This window comes from Bartonella sp. AU15XJBT (assembly GCF_028618615.1).
Taxonomy (GTDB): Bacteria; Pseudomonadota; Alphaproteobacteria; order Rhizobiales; family Rhizobiaceae; genus Bartonella.
Genome location: NZ_JAQITG010000004.1, coordinates 85801 through 105415, shown reverse-complemented (window position 1 = coordinate 105415; position 19615 = coordinate 85801). Strand labels below are relative to the sequence as shown.

Sequence of the window (19615 nt, the reverse complement as noted above, 5' to 3'; positions counted from 1 at the left end):
TACTCTTTCTTGATGGCTTAATGCAAGGATATATAAAATGAAAGTGAAAATTTCAGATGCTGCTGCTAAGCAAATTGTACAGATACTTTTGTGTGAACCCGATAAAATCGCATTACGTATTTCTGTCGAAGGCGGTGGATGTTCTGGTTTTTCTTATAAATATGATTTGGTTTCTGAAATGTGTAAAGATGACCTCGTTCTCAAAAAAGATGGGGCAACTGTACTTATTGATTCACTCTCACTTCCTTTCATGGAAGGAGCTGAGATTGATTTTGTTGATGATCTTATGGAGCAGTCTTTTCAAATCCATAATCCCAATGCTGTTTCATCGTGTGGTTGTGGTGTAAGTTTTTCAATTTGAGAGTGGGGGCATTGTGATATTGTTTCTTGAAAAAAATATCATGTTGGTCAACAATGTAAAAATGGATAGTCTTATAAAAATAATGCGTCGATGTGTGCGGTTATGCGTGGTGCTCACTTTATTGATCTGGAGCCACTGTGCTTTTTGTGAAGAAGGAGTAGATCAGCAGCAAGGACAATCACGGAGTTTTATTATAAAGTCAAAAGAGCAGGAAAAAGAGAACTTAGCATCTCAGGCACAACTTATTTTGAATGCTCGATTAACAAATAGCCGTCAAGATATTGATAAGGGGCTTGTCTGGCGGGTTTATGCCCCTATTTTAGGGATTGATAATAAATTACCATTAGTGGCAACCTATAAGGGGGGAAGTGCACATTTTGATTTAGAGCCAGGAAGTTATCTTGTTCATGTCTCATTTGGTCATATGAGTGTTGTGCGTCATATTCGTCTGGAAAATGGGCAAAGTCTTGTGAAAAACTTTTACCTTGAGGCTGGTGGTCTTATTTTAAATGCGACGCTGCTCAATGGTATCATCAATGAAAAGGAACTCCGTTTCACGATCTATGAGGATGAAAAAGAAAATGATGATACGGGGGTGATTTTATCAAATGTTAAACCTCAATCAGTTGTGCGTTTAAAGGCGGGCCGCTACCATGTTGCTTCCCATTATGGTTCCATTAATGCGACGGCACGTTCGGATATTCAAGTGGAGGCTGGTAAAATAACGGAAGTTACCCTTGAACATCAGGCAGCTCAGATTGTTTTAAAGCTGGTACGACAAGAAGGAGGGGAAGCGCTTGCAGATACAAGTTGGTCTCTTGCCAATGATTCTGGTGATATCGTTTATGAAACTGTTGGTGCTTATGTTTCACTCGTGTTAGCAGAGGGAGAGTATATTGCAATTGCTAAAAATAAAGATAGAATTTATCAAAAGGTTTTTTCTGTCGTTTCTGGTCATGATGAAGATATAAGTGTGGTGGCGAATGAACAAAATCTGCAACGAATTGATGAAGATATGGATTGATCGTTGTTCGTGGATCTAAACCATGATGAGAGACGGGGTGTGCGTTTTGATTGAAATTTCAACAGTTGGTGTGTTTTTTGCTGGGGCGCTCTCTTTTTTGTCGCCATGTGTTTTGCCATTAGTTCCCCCTTATTTATGCTATATGGCAGGGATTGGTATTGATGACTTTCGTTCAGAAAAACGTGATGAGAAAGTCTTTATACGGTGGGCTTTATTGTCTTCTGTTATTGCTTTTGTTCTAGGGTTTACCACTGTTTTTGTTGCTTTAGGTGCGAGTGCAAGTACAATTGGTAAGTTCATCGGTTATTATCGTGATTGGTTTGCACTTGCTGCTGGAATTATCATTATTATTTTTGGTTTAAATTTTTTAGGTTTTTTCAAGCTCTCTTTTTTATTTCGTGAGGCGCGTTTTCAGACGGATAAAACACCTGCTGGTCCTTTAGGGGCCTATGTTATTGGTTTAGCTTTTGCCTTTGGTTGGACACCATGTATTGGTCCCATTTTAGGGCCTATTATAACGCTTGCTGGAACAAAGGAAACTGTGGGCGAGGGGGCTATTCTATTAGCAGTTTATGCGTTAGGTCTTGCTATTCCTTTTGTGTTGGCAGCTTTATTTTCCAGTTGTTTTATGCGGTTTTTAGCAGCTTTTCGTATTCATTTAGGAAAAGTTGAAAAAATTATTGGTGTTTTTCTTATTCTTACAGGGATTTTATTTTTAACAGGCTCTATGCAGGATCTTTCATTTTGGCTTTTAGAACATTATCCTTCATTGAGTTATGTTGAAGATATTCGTTGGCACAATATTATGAACTTTTTTGGATTTTCTCGTTAGTCTTGTGTGTTTTTATGGTTAGAAGTTGTCTTTCTATTATTCTTGCTGCAGGTGAGGGGACGCGTATGAAATCGTCTCTGCCTAAGGTGCTTCATAAAATTGCTGGATTGCCTCTTATATGCCACGTTCTAAAACAAATAGAATTGGCAGGCTCTTCACAATTAGCCGTCGTCGTGGGATTTGGTGCTCAAGAGGTTGCGCATGTTGTTCAGTCATTTGTCAAAGATGTGATGATTTTTGAACAAAAAGAGCGTTTAGGAACGGCACACGCTGTTTTATCTGCTCGTTTAGCTTTGCAAAAGGGAGAGGATGATGTTCTCATTGTTTTTGGGGATACGCCTCTCATTCAGCAGGATTCACTGCACCAAATGCGTGCACAGCTTGCTGATGGGGCTGATGTTGTTTTTGCAGGCTTTCATACCCAAGATCCAACAGGTTATGGGCGCCTTCTTGAGAAAAATAGTCAATTGATTGCAATTGTAGAAGAAAAAGACGCGAGCAAGGAAGAAAAAAAGATTTCCTTTTGTAATGGGGGAATACTCGCTATGCGTGGAAAACATGCACTTTCTCTTTTAGAGAAGGTTGATAATAACAATATAAAAAAAGAATATTACTTAACAGATATTGCTTCTCTTGCTTCGCGTGAAGGATTAGATGTGCGTGTTGTTGAAATCCCTTTTGAAAATATTGTAGGAATTAATAACTGTTTTGAGCTATCGAGGGCTGATTCTTTGTGGCAAAAGCGTAAAGCGCGCGATTTAATGTTATCGGGTGTTACACTCTTAAAACCAGAAACAGTCTATTTTTCTTATGACACAGAAATTGAACCAGGTGTGGTGATAGAACCAAATGTTTATTTTGGATTAGGTGTGAAAGTACAATCTGGTGCTGTTATTCGTGCTTTTAGTTATCTCGAAGGTGCTGTGGTGGGTCAAGATGCACAGATTGGTCCCTATGCACGTTTGCGTCCTGGAACAGAGTTGGCTAAATCCGTAAAGGTTGGAAATTTTTGTGAAGTCAAACAAGCTAAGGTAGGAGAATCTTCTAAAATCAATCATTTAAGTTATATTGGTGATGCCGAAATTGGTGCTCATACCAATATTGGAGCCGGTACAATTACGTGCAATTATGATGGATTTAACAAATATAAAACCATGATTGGTGATCATGCTTTTGTTGGGTCTAATACGGCACTTGTTTCCCCATTGGTGATAGGGGATGGCTCTTATGTTGCTTCAGGAAGTGTTATTACTGAAAATATTCCTATGAACAGTATGGCTTTTGGGCGTGCACGACAGGTTATAAAAGAGGGCTATGCAACAAAATTTCGGGCGCGCTTGTTAGAGAATAACTCGACAGAAAATAAACAAAAAAAATGATCATTTTCAGTCTATTCATTTGTTTTGTGTCGATTTAACGATGGATAGGAGGTTTATTCTTAAAGATTGCCATATTCCATGTTTGAATTATTTATTATTTATCGTTTTAAATAAAAGCTGTTGGATTGTTTTATAAGATTTAAATCTTAAGATGTGGGTTGGAGCTTTTTAATGTGTGGAATTATTGGAATTCTTGGAAAGAGGTGTGTTACGTCTTCTTTGGTTGAGGGGTTAAAACGTCTTGAATATAGAGGGTATGATTCATCTGGGGTGGCAACAGTCTATAATGGACATCTTTATCGTGTACGTGCTGAGGGGAAGCTTGTTCATTTAGAAGAAAAATTAAAAAAAACACCTCTAGAGGGAAGTTTAGGGATTGGTCATACCCGTTGGGCGACGCATGGCGTTGCAGTTGAACGCAATGCACATCCCCATGTGACTGAAAAGCTTGCGGTTGTTCATAATGGTATTATTGAAAATTTTGTAGAATTGCAAAAGGAACTCATCGAGGATGGTTATATCTTTGAAACAGAGACAGATACGGAAGTTATTGCGCATTTAATAACGCGTGCATTAAAAAGTGGTCTTTCTCCGCAAGAAGCCATGCGGACCAGCTGGAAAAGGTTACAGGGGGCTTTTGCACTTGCTCTTATTTTCGAAGGTGAAGATAATCTTATGATTGCGGCGCGTTCTGGTCCACCGTTGGCAATTGGTTATGGAAAAGATGAATTTTTTGTGGGATCAGATGCTATTGCTTTGGCACCATTCGTTGATCATATTAGCTATTTGGAAGATGGGGATTGGGCTGTTCTTACACGGGAAGGCGTCACAATTTACGATGGAAACAATCAACCGGTAAAACGTTCTGTGACAACATTACTTGAAGAAGCATTGTTGATTTCTAAGGGGAATCATCGTCATTTTATGCACAAGGAAATGTTTGAACAACCTGAAGTGATTTCTCATAATTTGGCGCATTATCTTGATCTTGGAAATTATACCGTTCGCGCTTTTGAGAATTTGATTGATTGGAAAAATATTCATCGTCTCCTTTTTGCGAGTTGTGGAACGGCTTATTATTCAACCTTAGTTGCGCGCTATTGGTTTGAGAAATTTGCCGCTTTAAGTGTTGATAATGATGTTGCTTCGGAATTTCGTTATCGTGAACCTCCTATAACATCTGATGTGTTATCGCTGTTTGTTTCTCAATCTGGTGAAACAGCTGATACATTGGCTTCTTTGCGTTATTGTCGTGAGCGGGGTGTAAAAACAGCAACAATTGTGAATGTTGAGCAATCAACAATGGCAAGGGAGGCTGATTTTATTCTTCCAACACTTGCCGGACCGGAAATTGGTGTTGCTTCAACAAAAGCTTTTACCTGTCAATTGGCAACGCTTGCTTCACTTGCCCTTAGTGCTGCGAAACAACGTGACTACCTCTCAGTTCAAATGGAACAGCAATTGGTTCAACAGTTGGCAGAAGTTCCCCGTATTTTAAATGAGGTTTTAAAATTAGAAGGTAAAATTGAATCTATTTGTCGTGATTTGGTGAATGCAAAAAGTGTTCTTTATCTGGGACGTGGAACTTCTTATCCGATTGCTTTGGAGGGAGCCCTTAAACTGAAAGAGCTTTCTTATATTCATGCTGAAGGTTATGCAGCGGGGGAGTTGAAGCATGGACCAATTGCGCTGGTCGATGAGACAATCCCCGTTATTGTTGTGGCTCCTTATGATCGGTGGTTTGAAAAAACTTTTTCTAATATGCAAGAAGTGGTAGCGCGCAATGGTCGTATTATTTTGATAACCGATAAAAAAGGAGAAGAAGTAGCTTCTCTTAAGACTTTATCAACGATTACTTTGCCCGTTGTTCCAGAATTTATTGCTCCTATTATTTATGCTCTCCCCATTCAGTTAATTGCTTATCATACGGCTGTTTTATTAGGAACAGATGTTGATCAACCGCGTAATTTAGCAAAATCAGTCACAGTTGAATAAAAATAGATTGTGTAATTCTGAATTTGTCGAAAATAATCAAATGTAACAAATTGATTTATAGTGATGGTTTAGTTTTCTATTTTTCTCAGTTGCATGAGAATATCGAAGACAGGACTTTTCGTTTCAAATTCTTGATGACAGAATAAAAAATGTTTCCTTAGCGATCAAAAAATGGATCAGATGTATGAATATAAAAGTAAAAAGACGCAATAATATGCTTCTCCTCCTTTAATGTAAGCGTAATCCAGATTGGGAGAGAAGATGGGGCTGTTGGTTTGCTATTCTTTCATGAAGCATAATGGTGTAGGGATTATGTTAGATCATTTATGAGTGATATCAAGAAAGAAGAGCCTATTTGCATAGGGGGAGTATTTTTATTTTTTATCAGAGGTTCTTTTCTATTATTATCCTGCTCGTAAGAGGCGTGCGGCGTCATCGTGTCCGAAAAGATAAAGAAGCAACCGTAAGGCTTGTCCTTGTTCAGAGGAAAGATGAGGATCGCGTTGTAAAAATAGGCGTGCATCTTTTCTTGCTATGGATAAAAGATCACTGTGAACAGCAAGGTTTGCTATATGAAATTCAGGAACTCCAGATTGTTTTGTGCCTAAAAGTTCTCCTTCACCTCGCAAGCGCCAATCTTCTTCAGCAATTTCAAAACCGTCTTCTGTATGACGGATAATATTCAGACGTGTTGCTGCTGTTTTGGTTAGTGGCTCTTTATAGAGCAAAATGCAGGAAGATTTTTTATCGCCTCGTCCTACACGTCCACGCAATTGGTGCAATTGTGAAAGACCAAAATGTTCTGCGTGTTCGATGATAATAATCGAAGCGTCTGGAATATCCACGCCTACTTCAATGACGGTGGTTGCAACTAAAATACGTGTATTTCCGCATTTAAAAGATGCCATAGCGGCTTCTTTTTCTGCTGTAGACATTTTGCCATGGATCATTCCAACGTGAGCTCCAAAGCGCTCATAGAGAAACGCAAAGCGGTTTTCAATTGAAGTGAGATCAAGAGCTTTTGATTCCTCTACTAAAGGACAAATCCAATAGAGTTTTTCTCCTTTTTCTAATGCAATGGCGATTCGTTCTATAAGCTCATGCATACGTTTCAAAGAAAGCGTTGCTGTTGTAATGGGGTGTCGTCCCATTGGTTTTTCTGTAATTTTAGAGACATCCATATCCCCAAAAGCTGTTAAAACAAGAGTGCGAGGAATGGGTGTGGCGGTCATGACTAGCATATCAGGCTTATTGCCTTTTTCTGTAAGAGCGATACGTTGGTGCACACCAAAACGGTGTTGTTCATCGATAATGGTTAAGGCAAGATTGTTATAAGTAACGCTGTCTTGTATAAGAGCATGGGTCCCGATGACAATAGAAACTTGACCTGATAAAATATCATTCAAGATATTTGTCCGCAACTTGCCTTTTTCTCGTCCTGTTAAAAGCGTTGTTTTTAAGCCTATCTTTTCGGCAAGAGGGGTAATAGTGGCAAAATGTTGACGAGCAAGTACTTCTGTGGGGGCCATTAAAGCTGATTGACCTGAATTTTCAGCAATTTGTGCCATTGCCATCAGTGCAACGACGGTTTTTCCTGCGCCTACATCACCTTGGAGCAGTCTTAGCATCGGTTCTGGTGAAGCAAGATCATTGGCGATATCTTCTACCGCTTTTATTTGTCCCGTTGTGAGTTGAAAGGGGAGAACATTGAGCAGTTTTTTCATATAAATTCCTGTTGATGGTCGAGAAGTCCCAACAAGAGATTTGGTTTTCAAACGCACAAGGCCTAACGCTAATTGACAAGCGAGCAGTTCATCATAGGCAAGACGTTTGCGTGCTGTACTTTCTAAGGATAGATCATCAGGATTAATGGGAGCATGGATACGGCGTAAAGCAACAGAAAAAGAAGAAAAATTTTGCTGCTTTTTAACATTTTCATCTATCCATTCTGGGAGGAGAGGAATAAAATCAAGAGCGTTTTGTATGGCGCGTCTTAATGTCTTTGCTGCTAGTCCGGCAGTAGAGGGATAAACAGGTTCGATGAGAGGAATCTGATTTGATTGTTCGCTTGAGGCAATATGGTCGGGATGCGCCATTGAAAGTTGCCCATTAAACCATTCAACTTTTCCTGATACAATGACCTTTTTTCCTTCAGGGAGTTGTTTTTTGAGCCAAAGAGGTTGAGCATGAAAAAAAACTAAATGTATTTTTCCTGTTTGATCATGGGCGATAACACGATAGGGGATTTTGTTATGACCACGGGGTGGGGGGTGATGTTGATCGATGATAATTTCGAGCGTAACCGTCTCTCCTTCTTTTGCATAAGCAATGCTGGGACGCATTCTGCGGTCTATAACAGAATGGGGCATTAATTGAAGAAGATCAATAAGGGTTGCTTCATGTTGTGCAGGATTAACATTTAAAAGTTTTGTCAGTAAGCCATAGACTTTAGGGGTAATACCAGAAAGGGTTCGAATAGAATTAAAAAGAGGGGTAAGTAGACTTGGAGGCATGAGGAAATTTAACCTGCTCTTTTTGTTTTTTCTAGACCTTTAGAAGAGCTTTTTGGGGATAAAGCCATAAAGGGGGAATTGTTTTATTAACACATTGCGTTTTAGGAAGACAAATGAATACTTAAAGAGAAATACAATCTAGAGAATGCTAAAATTAAAGTGCTCATATGAAGTATATTTTTCTTCTTTTTATTTTAGGCGTTTATTTGCTGTGAATAGAAGCATTTTCTTGATAGAACTCTCTTATAAAGATCAATAAAATTGAGATATTTTTCTCATGTGGGATATGACAAATTTATAGCTTTAAAGTTATGCTAGCGTAGAATTTTTTTTCTTTAAGGGGTGCTGTTTGGCATCTAGTTTTTAATAGGAAATTGTGAGAGTGGCCAAAGATAAAAATAAACTGCAAGAGTATAAAAATTCTCTTCCTCGCTTTATTCATTTGAGAGTGCATTCAGCTTATTCTTTGCTCGAAGGGGCTTTAAAAATTCCTCAAATTATTCAACAGGCGATTGCAGATCAGGCACCCGCGGTTGCTATTACCGATACCAATAATTTATTTGGGGCTTTGGAATTTTCGCAGTATTGTCTTTCTCATGGGGTTCAACCTATTATTGGTTGTCAGCTTGCTGTTGATTTTTGTGTTGAAAATGATCATTCACGTTTGGTTAAAGGACGTCATGCTTCTGATTTCTGCTCTTTCGTTCTGTTCGCTGCTAGCGAAACCGGTTATGCTCATTTAGTTCGTCTTGTGAGCCGTGCTTATCTTGATAAATGTGATACTGATCCTCCTCATATTAAAGCTGATTGGTTATCAGAACACAGTGAAGGCATAATCGCTTTGACAGGCGGCAAGGAAGGACCTATTAATCTTGCTTTGGCAGAAGAAAAAAAAGAACGCGCCGTTGAGCGCCTAATTTATTTGAAAAAAACTTTTGCTGATCGTCTTTATGTGGAATTACAACGGCATGGCTCTTATGATCGAAGAGTAGAAGCAGATCTTATTGAATTGGCTTATGCACATGAAATTCCTCTTGTTGCAACGAATGAAGCCTTTTTTCTGAAGAGAGAAGGGTATGAAGCGCACGATGCGTTAATGGCTGTTTCAGAAGGACAAATCGTCTCTAATCCAGATCGAAAAAGGGTGACGCCAGATCATTACTTGAAGTCACAAGATGAAATGGTTGCACTGTTTTCTGATCTTCCAGAAGCTTTAGAAAATAGTGTTGAAATTGCATTGCGTTGTCATATTGCCACACCTCTTCGAAAACCGATATTGCCTCGTTTTATAGAACAATCTGCTCATTCAGAAAATACTTTAGAAGCAGAAGATAGTGAGTTGTTAAATCAAGCTAAAGCTGGTTTAAAGATGCGGATTGAAACAATTGGATTGGCTGAAGGGTATACGATTGCAGATTATGAGCAGCGGCTTGATTATGAGGTTTCAGTTATTACGCGTATGCAATTTTCTGGATATTTTCTTATCGTTTCAGATTTCATAAAATGGGCAAAGGTTCATGATATCCCTGTTGGTCCAGGGAGGGGTTCTGGTGCTGGTTCACTTGTTGCTTATGCATTGACGATCACCGATGTTGATCCATTGCGTTTTTCTCTTCTCTTTGAACGTTTTCTCAATCCAGATCGTGTTTCGATGCCAGATTTTGATATCGATTTTTGTCAAGAGCGGCGTGAAGAAGTTATTCAATATGTTCAAAAAAAATATGGACGTGATCAAGTTGCTCAAATTATTACCTTTGGTAAGTTACAGGCACGTGCAGTTTTGCGTGATGTGGGGCGTGTTTTAGAAGTTCCTTATCGACAGGTGGATTATCTTACGAAATTAGTTCCTGCTACACCAGGAAGTCAGGTGGAATTAGCGGATGCTATTAAGGATGAACCTAAATTTGAAGAGGAAAAGCAAAAAGATCCCGTCGTTGGACGCGCATTAGATATAGCACTTCAGTTGGAGGGACTTTATCGTCACGCTTCGACTCATGCCGCTGGGATTGTTATCGGAGATCGTCCGCTTTGGGAGCTTGTCCCGATGTATCGTGATCCTCGTTCTGATATGCCTGTTACACAATTTAACATGAAATATGTTGAACAGGCAGGATTGGTAAAATTTGATTTTCTTGGATTAAAAACGCTTACTGTTTTGAAAATGGCCGTTGATTTTGTTGCTAGACAAGGGGACAAAATAGATTTGTCAAATATTCCTCTGAATGATGAAGCAACCTACGCTATGATGGCACGTGGTGAAACGGTTGGCGTGTTTCAGGTGGAAAGTTCTGGTATGCGCAAGGCGCTGATTGGAATGAAGCCAGACCGTATTGAAGATATTATTGCGCTGGTTGCGCTTTACCGTCCTGGTCCAATGGAGAATATTCCAACCTATAATGCACGCAAACACGGGGAAGAGGAAATAGCTTCTATTCATCCTAAAATAGATCATCTGATTAAAGAAACACAAGGTGTTATCGTCTATCAAGAACAGGTGATGCAGATTGCTCAGGTGTTGGCTGGTTATTCACTTGGGGAAGCTGATTTATTACGTCGTGCTATGGGGAAAAAAATTCATGCAGAAATGCAAAAACAGCGCACGCGTTTTGTCGATGGAGCCGTTGCTGGTGGTGTTGATAAAGAGCAAGCTGATATTATCTTCGATCTTTTAGCAAAATTTGCCGATTACGGATTTAATAAATCACACGCTGCTGCTTATGCAATTGTTTCTTATCAAACCGCTTATATGAAGGCTAATTATCCCGTTGAGTTTTTAGCTGCTTCAATGACGTATGATATGACGAATACGGATAAACTCAATGATTTTCGGCGTGAGGCATTAAGGCTGGGTATTGAAGTTATTGCACCTTCTATACAAACATCTCATCGCGTTTTTGAGGTTGGTGATAACTGTATTTATTATTCCCTTTCTGCCATTAAAGGGGTGGGAGAAACGGTTGTCGATCATATTGTTGCTTGTCGTGGGAATAAGATTTTTAAGGATCTGGAAGATTTTTGTGCGCGTGTTGATCCTCGTATTGTCAATAAGCGTGCGATGGAAAGTTTAGTTTGTGCTGGCGCTTTTGATTGTTTTAATATTGCACGTGAAGTTTTATTAGCCAATCTTGGAACGCTTCATGCACGGGCGCTTCGTATTCTCGATGACAATTCTAGTGGGCAGGTTGATATCTTTGGAATGGCAGGCGGATTAAAAGAGCCATTGATTTTATCCCAAACGACTCCTTGGTTGTTGGCTGAAAAACTTTATCGAGAATTTCAAGCAATAGGCTTTTACTTTTCTGCTCATCCATTGGATGAGTATCAAGCTATTCTTGCTAAAAAACGTGTTCAGACTTGGAGTAATTTTGCCAATGCTGTTAAAGGGGGAGCAACGGCTGCGCGGCTTGCTGGAACCGTTGTGGCAAAAAATGTGCGCAAAACAAAATCTGGTAAAAAAATGGGAATTATTCATTTTTCTGATACAAGTGGACAGTATGAGGCTATCCTCTTTTCTGAAGCACTTTCGGATTATGAGGAGATGCTAGAACCTGGAAAATCTTTTATTATTACGGTGAGCGCAGAAAATCGCTCTGAAGGGGTTAGTTTGCGAATTGAGACAATTCAGTCTTTGGAAAAGGAAGCATTACAGCAGCATAAAATGATGCGTCTTTTTATCAAAACAGTTGATATGCTTCCACAAATTGAACAAAATTTAAATCTGGGGGGACATGGAGAGGTTGGGCTTATTTTAATTCAAGAAGATGGATTGCGAGAAGTCGAAATTGCACTTCCAAAGCGATATAAGGTCAATTCACATGTCGCAAATGCTATGAAATTAATTCAGGGTGTTGTTGATGTAGAATTGAGTTAAAACAAGATTAAAAATAGGGGCTATTTGGGGAGATTTTTACTTTGGGAAAAGTTAAAAGTTGAGCTTTGAAAACCAGATAGGTGATTTCGAAAGATCTGGCTTTTATTTGAGTAAATTATAATGGACTTTTAGTGTCATAAAGTCAAAAAATCTCTTTCCTTGGTAATATTCAAAGTATTGGAAGAGTTTTATAAGTTTTTATCACAATTTTTTATGGAACTTATCGCATCATACATATAAAGCCAATGGAGGCTTGACATAATGCTCTCTGGTGTACGAATTTTCATCATGAGATTACGGGCTATTGCTATAGGCCCGGTTGCATGATAAGCTAATCTGTTGAAACTCCCACGTTTTTTTACGGCTGCAATACGGGGAATGCGTGTTTTTTCGTAAAGCGAAAGTGCTTTCGTTAATGAAAGATCTTTCAATGAAAGTGCTTCCGCTAATGTGGCAGCGTCTTCGATTGCCATAGCGGCACCTTGTGCTGCAAAAGGTAAAGCTGCATGTGCACAATCGCCAACAAACACTTGTCTCTCTAGGCCTAAAAAACGATCTTGTTTCATGTGAAAGAGTGGCCAATATCGCCATTCATCAATATGGTCAAAGATTTGTAAAATTTTTGAATTCCACCCCTTAAAAAGAGATTTGAGTTTTTCTTTATCTCCTTTATGGGCCCATCCTTCTTTCGAACTTTCCCCATTTGTGATGGCAACAAAATTAAAATTTTTTTCTGACGATTGAATGGGATAGACAACAAGATGATTGTTGGGGCCCATCCAAGCTGTGATTGTCTTCATATTGTGCAACGAAGAACGAAAGTTTTGAGGAAGATTATCCAATGCTGTTGTTGCACGCCAAGCAATAAAGCCACTAAAATTTGCTTTTTCATGAAAAGGAGCTTGTTGTCGTAATGTTGACCAAACGCCATCACATCCGATCAGGAGGGGCGTTGAATAAAGCTGTTCTGTTGTTGCATCTGTTTTTATTGTTGTTATTTTAATGTTGGTTGCAGAGTGGGTAGAAGATACAATTGTTTCGCCTGCTTTGTATTGAATCAGAGGATTTTCGATCACTGCATTATATAAAATTTTTTGTAAAGCCGCACGATGAATTGTCATATAAGGGGCTTTCCAATATTTTTCTGTTAGATTGATAAGATGAGCACGTAGACGTGTTTTTAAAGATATTCCATCTTTTAACTCAAGAAAATGTGGGATTGTTGCAACTTCAGTGAGTTTGTTAAGAAGATCAAAGCGAGCAAGAATAGATGTTGCATTTGGAGTCAATTGAATACCCGCGCCTATCGTTTCAAGTTGCTTACACTTTTCGATAACGGTGCTTGCAATTCCTTTATGAGCGAGTGCTAAAGCGGTACTTAAACCAGCAATTCCTCCTCCAACGATGATGGGCGATTGTTCCACAAATGATTTCATATTAAATAAGCAGAACTAAAAGAGTGGTAGAGGGTCCCAGAACGCATTATAGTGGCTCATCTGGATGATATAAACAGCCTGTTGGATTTGTTTGATCGCACAATAGTGAGGGAACATAACGATAAAGGGTTGAGCAATAAGGGCAGATTTTCTCATCGGCTGCTCCCATGTCTATAAAGATATGAGGATGATCAAATGGTTGCGTAGCGCCTACGCACATAAATTCTTTCACACCAATTTCGATTGTTTTATATCCAAGATCATTTTGAAAATGGGGAATATTATGATCAGCCATGGTGTAAAAACTCCAGAATAAATTATCATCATCAGCTGTGATGAGGCTCTTCTATTTTATAAGCGTGAGTTTGTAACAATGCTTATCATAATGCAAGATGCTTTTTAAGACAAAGTGCTCTTCTTTTATGCTATATGGAATAATCGTCATGTTTTTAGTACTTTGCAGATGGAACTTGTTTCTAAGTATTTTTAAATATTCAATGGAAACATGATAATAAAAATTAGACATTGATGTATTATAAGTATGATAACATATTATAGAATATTATGTGAGGTGTTTCTTCAAGGATTTTAGAAAGTATAAAAGAATATTAATGAGAATATATGGAACAGAGGGTGGCAGATAAAATTTCTATATCGGATATAACGATGGAAAATCCGGCACGGTTTATTAATCGAGAGTTTTCATGGCTACAATTTAATAATCGTGTTTTGATGGAAGCGGCTAATTCGAAACATCCTTTATTAGAGCGGCTACAATTTCTTTCGATTTCAGCAACAAATCTTGATGAGTTTTTTATGGTTCGTGTTGCTGGTCTTGCAGCTCAAATTCGTGTTCATGTTACAACGTGCAGTGCAGATGGGTATACCCCACAGGAACAACTTGATATTGTGCTCGCTGAGATTTCCAAATTGCAGGCTCATCAACTCCAGGAATTGAATGTTTTACGTGATGAATTAAAAAAGAATGATATTGAAATTATTTGTTCTGATGATCTTTCAGAAGCCGAAAAATCATGGCTTGAAAAATATTTTCTTGATAAAATTTTTCCTGTTCTAAAACCTTTGCCGGTTGATTCTACGCATCCCTTTCCCTTTATCCCTAATTTAGGGCTTTCTTTAGCACTTCAATTGTCTGAAGGAACAGACCAACATGCACGTACAGTGTTGTTGTCCATTTCAATGCTTCTGAGGCGTTTTATTCTTCTTCCTCAAGAGGGTAATCATTTTCGTTTTATTGCATCTGAAGATGTTATTTATCTTTTTATCAAATATCTATTTCCTCACGATGAGGTTAATGGAATGGGTACATTTAGAGTGATTCGGGATAGCGATATTGAAGTAGAAGAAGAAGCTGAGGATCTTGTTCATTTTTTTGAAAAGGCTCTTAAAAGGCGGCGGCGTGGGCAGGTTATTCGCGTTGAATTTGATGCAAAAATGCCAGAGAATTTGCGCCAATTTATAGTGAATTGTCTTGCTGTTCCTGATAACTGTATTAATGTTCTTGATGGATTTTTGGCACTTAATATGGTCTCAGAGATTGTTTCTATTCCCCGTGATGATCTCAAATTTATTCCTTATATTCCTCGTGTTCCAGAATCTATTCGTAAACATAATGGGGATTGTTTTACAGCTATTCGTGAAAATGATCTCGTGATTCATCACCCCTATGAGACATTTGATGTTGTTGTCCAATTTTTACGTCAAGCTGCTGGCGATCCTGATGTTGTGAAAATCAAACAAACACTTTATCGTACATCAAATGATAGCCCAATTGTTAGCGCTTTGATTGAAGCCGCTAAAGGGGGAAAGTCTGTGACTGCTTTGGTAGAACTTAAAGCACGTTTTGATGAGGAAGCAAATATTCGTTGGGCAAAGGATCTTGAATGTGCTGGAGTTCAAGTTATCTTTGGTTTTATTACCTTAAAAACACATGCCAAGATGTCTCTGGTTGTGAGACGTGAAGGAAAACGTCTTTGTTCTTATGTTCATCTTGGAACAGGAAATTATCACCCCGTGAACGCTAAAACTTATACGGATCTTTCTTTTTTTTCCACGGATGATGATATCGCTCATGATGTTGCGTTATTGTTCAATTATATTGCGCAATATGAGCGTCCACGTGAAACAATGAAGATCGCTTTTTCGCCTTTGACATTGCGTGGTCGTATTTTAGAGCATATTGAAGGAGAAATTGCTCATGCACAACGAGGAAAGTTTGCTGCTATTTGGATAAAAGTGAATGCATTGGTTGATCCTGAAATTATTGATGCTTTATATCGTGCTAGTCAAGCAGGGGTACAGATTGATCTGGTTGTGCGAGGGATATGTTGTTTACGTCCTTGTATTCCAGGAATTTCGGATAATATTCGTGTAAAATCAATTGTCGGGCGTTTTCTTGAACATAGCCGTATTTTTTGTTTTGGGAATGGGCAAGATTTGCCTAACGAAAATGCACTTGTTTACTTAGGCTCTGCTGATATGATGCCTCGTAATCTAGACTACCGTATTGAAATATTGGTTCCAATTTTTAATAAAATGGTGCGGCGGCAGATTCTTTTACAAATTATGCTAGCTAATCTCATTGATAATCAACAAAGCTTTGATATACTTAAAGACGGAACATCAAGACGTATCACACCGCAGAAAGGTGAAAGTCCGTTTAATGCGCAGGAGTATTTTATGGCCAATACAGGTTTTGCGGGGAAAAATGAGTCTTTTGAATCTTCCATTTCACGCTTGGTTGCGTTGCATCGGCAACAAGCTGAAATGCATAAAGACTGAAATCCAATGACGTATAGAGATGCTCAAGGTAGGCTAAAAGGACGTAAGCCTGTTGCTGTTATTGACATTGGATCAAATTCTGTTCGGTTGGTGATTTATGAAGGGCTTGTTCGCTCACCAACGGTTTTGTTTAATGAAAAGATTCTTTGTGGTCTCGGTCATGGTGTGGCAAAAACGGGATTTTTAGAAGAAAAATCGATGGAAATGGCGTTGCAAATGCTCAAACGATTTCGTACGCTTTGTCGACAGATTGGGGCAGATGAGGTCTATACTTTAGCAACGGCAGCAGCACGAGATGCAAAAAATGGCGTCGCATTTATTCAAAGTGCTGAAGATATTTTACAAAATAAAATATATCTGCTTTCAGGAAGTGAAGAAGCGATGTATTCCGCCTATGGGGTTATTTCTACTTTTTATCAACCAAAGGGACTTTCTGGGGATCTTGGTGGTGGAAGTCTAGAACTCATTGATATTGATCATTCTGATGTCGGTGAAGGGATAACGCTTCCATTAGGGGGATTGCGGCTACAGTATATGTCAAATAATGATAGTGCGGTTGCTGCAAAAATTGTACATGAACAATTTTATAAATCTTCTGTTGCACGTACGCGTAAAGGTATGGCACGTTATTTTTATGCTGTAGGAGGAACATGGCGTAACTTGGCAAAACTCCATATGGCAATGAAGCACTATCGGCTCCCTGTTATGCATGGCTATGAAGTTGATGCCATGGAAATGGAGAGTTTTTTACGTCTTGTAGCAAGCGGTAATATTGATAATATGAGAGGGATTGCGGCGGTTTCACAGAATCGTCGTAAACTTTTATCGTATGGGGCTATTGTCCTTATTGAACTCATTCAGTGTATGGGGTTTGAAAAGATAATCTTTTCTGGTGCTGGCGTTCGTGAAGGTTTTCTTTATTCACGCTTGCCGCAGGCGATTCGACTTTCAGACCCTCTCATTGCTGCGTGCACAGAAATGGCTATTTTACGGGCACGTTCACCAAAACAAGCAGAAGAACTTATTGATTTTACGACGAATGCCTTTGAAGTTTTTGGAATTTCAGAAACTGAAAATGAATGCCGTTATCGTCAAGCGGCTTGTCTTCTTACCGATATTGGTTGGCGTATACATCCAGATTATCGAGGCAATGAAGCAGCCAATCAGATAGCATTAGGATCTTATCCAGGAATTTCTCATGAGGGGCGCCTTTATGCAGCGCTTGCTGTTTTTTTTCGCAATACCAGTTTACTGGTTGATAAAGAATCTCTTCCCATCTTTCAATTAGCAACACAAAATATCATTGAAAAAGCACGTATTCTTGGTGAAACAATGCGTATTGCTCATCTGTTTAGCGCTTCTGTTGCAGGAATTTTACCTCATTTATTTTGGCATAAAAAAGCAGATCATATTGTTTTGCAGATCCCCCAAAATTACGCTGGATTATTGGGAGAACGTCCTCTTGGACGATTAAAGAAGTTATCAAGATTAATAAAACAACCTCTTGCTTTTGAAATTTCTTGATTTTTCCTTCTCATTTATTCGCGTTTCATATCTTAAAAGGTTAGGTATTTTAGTTTCTATGCTCGTTCATTTTTAATGATTGGATTGTAATTTCGATAAGGATTTTTTTATATAATAAAATGACGTAAGGTAATATCTTTTCATGCTTTTCTATTATGCTAAGCGACTATTTTTGTAATGAAACGCGCTTTTATTATAAGAATTTTTTCTTTTTAAAACTTTTATAAGAAGCTGCTGTTTTTTAATTTTTCTTAAACGAGATTGTTATTTGGTTGGCCTGACAAAAAATTTAGCTATTCTTTTTAATACGCATTCACTATTTAGGTTTTTAAATTTGTCAGCAGCAGACTTTATTTATCCTATTTTCCTTGTCCTGTAGCACATGCCCATTGATATAGATAAGTAGTGTAATGGATTTTTAAAAATGAGAATGTTTTAAATTTACTCGGAGATTCTTTTACATCTTTCAATTAAAATCGATTTAATAAGATGCAGTTGCAAAATTTTTCTCTTTTAATTTTCTACTCATTTTGACATAAAATGCCCCCCTCTTTAGAAGATCTTATGGAAATCTCAGAATGTGGGGGAAATGTAAATTAAAGCTGTTTTGTGCTTATTTTCCCATCGTTAAAGTAAAACCCTATCTGTCCCTTTAGCAGTTGTTCAGCTTTTTGACCAAATATTTCATAGCGCCAGCCATTCATAGCGGGGATATTTTTCTTTATTCCTCCATTAGCGATTTTTTCTAAATCATTAGATGTTGCAATAATTTTAGGAGCAATGCTGTTTTCGTTTGCAACAAGTTTTAATAATACTTTAAGTAGATCGATAGCAGCGGTTGTCGTATCGTTGAGTGGGTTATGTTTAGGAATAGGGGGCAAAGTAGAAAGATCGACCTCTAAGCCTTCGTGGACAGCTTTGATTAATGATGAGGCAATTGAGCGTTTATCCCAATTCTTATTAAGACTGCGCAACCGTTTTAACGCAGACTCGTCTTTTGGTTGTTGGGTGGCTATTTCTATAAGACATTCATCTTTCATGAGATGGCGACGTGGCATATTGCATTTTCGTGCTTCACGTTCACGCCAAGCAGCTATCTTTTGTAATACCGCAAGTTCACGCGGTTTTTTAACTTTTCCTTTCACTTTTTTCCATGCTTCATCTTCCGGCATATCATAGGTTTTAGGATTTAAGAGGATTGTGATTTCATCATCCATCCAGTGAGTCCGTTGACTTTTTTCTAACCTTTTTTTCAAGAGGAGGTAAACATCTCTTAAGTAGGTTACATCGGCAAGGGCGTAGAGCAGTTGTTTTTCAGACAGCGGGCGACAACTCCAATCTGTAAAGCGAGAGGATTTATCAAGATGATGCCCTGTGCAGCGTTGTACAATTTGATCATAAGAGATCGAATCACCAAATCCGCAAATTGACCCTGCTATTTGTGTGTCGAAAAGAGGGGAAGGAATAACGCCTCCAAGATAATAAATCGTTTCAATATCTTGACGGGCAGAGTGAAAGACTTTGACAATTTTTTTATCGATCATAAGATCAAAAAATGGTTGTAAATCAATATCTGGTGCTATGGGATCAATCAGAACTGTAACGTCTGGTGATGCGAGTTGGATTAAACACAGTTGAGGCCAAAAAGTTGTTTCGCGGATAAACTCAGTATCGACTGTTACAAAATCAGAGTTACGTAGAGCGTTCAGTGCAATTTCAAGATCTGTTGTTTGTGTAATAAGATTCATCATTCTATTATAATTCGATATATTAAATTTGTCTTTTATTGACTTTATTTTCGCGTTTTTATTCTCATATCTTGACAAATGGTACTTAAAAAGCGTTTGTAACGCATGTGAATATTATAATCAAAGGCAA

At 38.4% G+C, this 19615-nt stretch carries 12 protein-coding genes; 8 read left to right on the top strand and 4 right to left on the bottom strand.

Features of this window, described 5'->3' with window-relative positions; all coding sequences use genetic code 11:
* Window positions 1-37: 37 nt before the first annotated feature.
* From PVV57_RS03390 to glmS, 5 genes are all read left to right on the top strand, one after another.
* Window positions 38-361, top strand: coding sequence for an iron-sulfur cluster assembly accessory protein (locus tag PVV57_RS03390; protein WP_273717977.1), 324 nt, complete (start codon window positions 38-40; stop codon window positions 359-361).
* A gap of 40 nt (window positions 362-401) precedes the next feature.
* Window positions 402-1385, top strand: a complete 984-nt coding sequence (locus PVV57_RS03385) for a carboxypeptidase regulatory-like domain-containing protein (protein WP_273718105.1) — start codon at window positions 402-404, stop codon at window positions 1383-1385.
* 25 nt (window positions 1386-1410) lie between these two features.
* Entirely contained in the window at window positions 1411-2217 is an 807-nt protein-coding gene (locus tag PVV57_RS03380) for a cytochrome c biogenesis CcdA family protein (protein ID WP_273718107.1), read from the top strand.
* A 14-nt stretch (window positions 2218-2231) separates the two neighbouring features.
* Entirely contained in the window at window positions 2232-3596 is a 1365-nt protein-coding gene (gene glmU, locus PVV57_RS03375) for a bifunctional UDP-N-acetylglucosamine diphosphorylase/glucosamine-1-phosphate N-acetyltransferase GlmU (RefSeq protein WP_273717978.1), read from the top strand.
* A gap of 171 nt (window positions 3597-3767) precedes the next feature.
* Window positions 3768-5591, top strand: a complete 1824-nt coding sequence (glmS, locus tag PVV57_RS03370; protein ID WP_273717979.1) for a glutamine--fructose-6-phosphate transaminase (isomerizing) — start codon at window positions 3768-3770, stop codon at window positions 5589-5591.
* A gap of 404 nt (window positions 5592-5995) precedes the next feature.
* Here the strand turns inward: glmS and recG are convergent, their stop codons facing one another.
* Window positions 5996-8104 carry an ATP-dependent DNA helicase RecG gene (gene recG, locus PVV57_RS03365; RefSeq protein WP_273783472.1) on the bottom strand — a complete coding sequence of 703 codons (2109 nt, stop codon included), beginning with the start codon at window positions 8102-8104 and terminating at the stop codon, window positions 5996-5998.
* Between the two features lie 382 nt (window positions 8105-8486).
* Here recG and dnaE point away from each other — a divergent pair, with 382 nt between their 5' ends.
* Window positions 8487-11975 carry a DNA polymerase III subunit alpha gene (gene dnaE, locus PVV57_RS03360; RefSeq protein ID WP_273717982.1) on the top strand — a complete coding sequence of 1163 codons (3489 nt, stop codon included), beginning with the start codon at window positions 8487-8489 and terminating at the stop codon, window positions 11973-11975.
* 188 nt (window positions 11976-12163) lie between these two features.
* Here dnaE and PVV57_RS03355 read toward each other — a convergent pair whose 3' ends face one another.
* Together PVV57_RS03355 and PVV57_RS03350 are read right to left on the bottom strand one after the other, a co-directional pair.
* Window positions 12164-13411 carry an FAD-binding protein gene (locus PVV57_RS03355; RefSeq protein ID WP_273717985.1) on the bottom strand — a complete coding sequence of 416 codons (1248 nt, stop codon included), beginning with the start codon at window positions 13409-13411 and terminating at the stop codon, window positions 12164-12166.
* 46 nt (window positions 13412-13457) lie between these two features.
* Window positions 13458-13706 carry a zinc-finger domain-containing protein gene (locus PVV57_RS03350; protein WP_273717986.1) on the bottom strand — a complete coding sequence of 83 codons (249 nt, stop codon included), beginning with the start codon at window positions 13704-13706 and terminating at the stop codon, window positions 13458-13460.
* A gap of 326 nt (window positions 13707-14032) precedes the next feature.
* Between PVV57_RS03350 and PVV57_RS03345 the strand changes: the two genes are divergently transcribed.
* Window positions 14033-16213, top strand: coding sequence for an RNA degradosome polyphosphate kinase (locus tag PVV57_RS03345; RefSeq protein WP_273717989.1), 2181 nt, complete (start codon window positions 14033-14035; stop codon window positions 16211-16213).
* Window positions 16214-16219: 6 nt separating this feature from the next.
* The gene (ppx, locus tag PVV57_RS03340) at window positions 16220-17737 is read left to right on the top strand and encodes an exopolyphosphatase (RefSeq protein ID WP_273783470.1); all 1518 of its coding nucleotides are present in this window, start codon (window positions 16220-16222) and stop codon (window positions 17735-17737) included.
* A gap of 596 nt (window positions 17738-18333) precedes the next feature.
* On the opposite strand, the gene rnd is transcribed toward ppx, so the two are convergent.
* Window positions 18334-19488 carry a ribonuclease D gene (rnd, locus tag PVV57_RS03335; protein WP_273717993.1) on the bottom strand — a complete coding sequence of 385 codons (1155 nt, stop codon included), beginning with the start codon at window positions 19486-19488 and terminating at the stop codon, window positions 18334-18336.
* Between the last annotated feature and the right edge of the window lie 127 nt (window positions 19489-19615).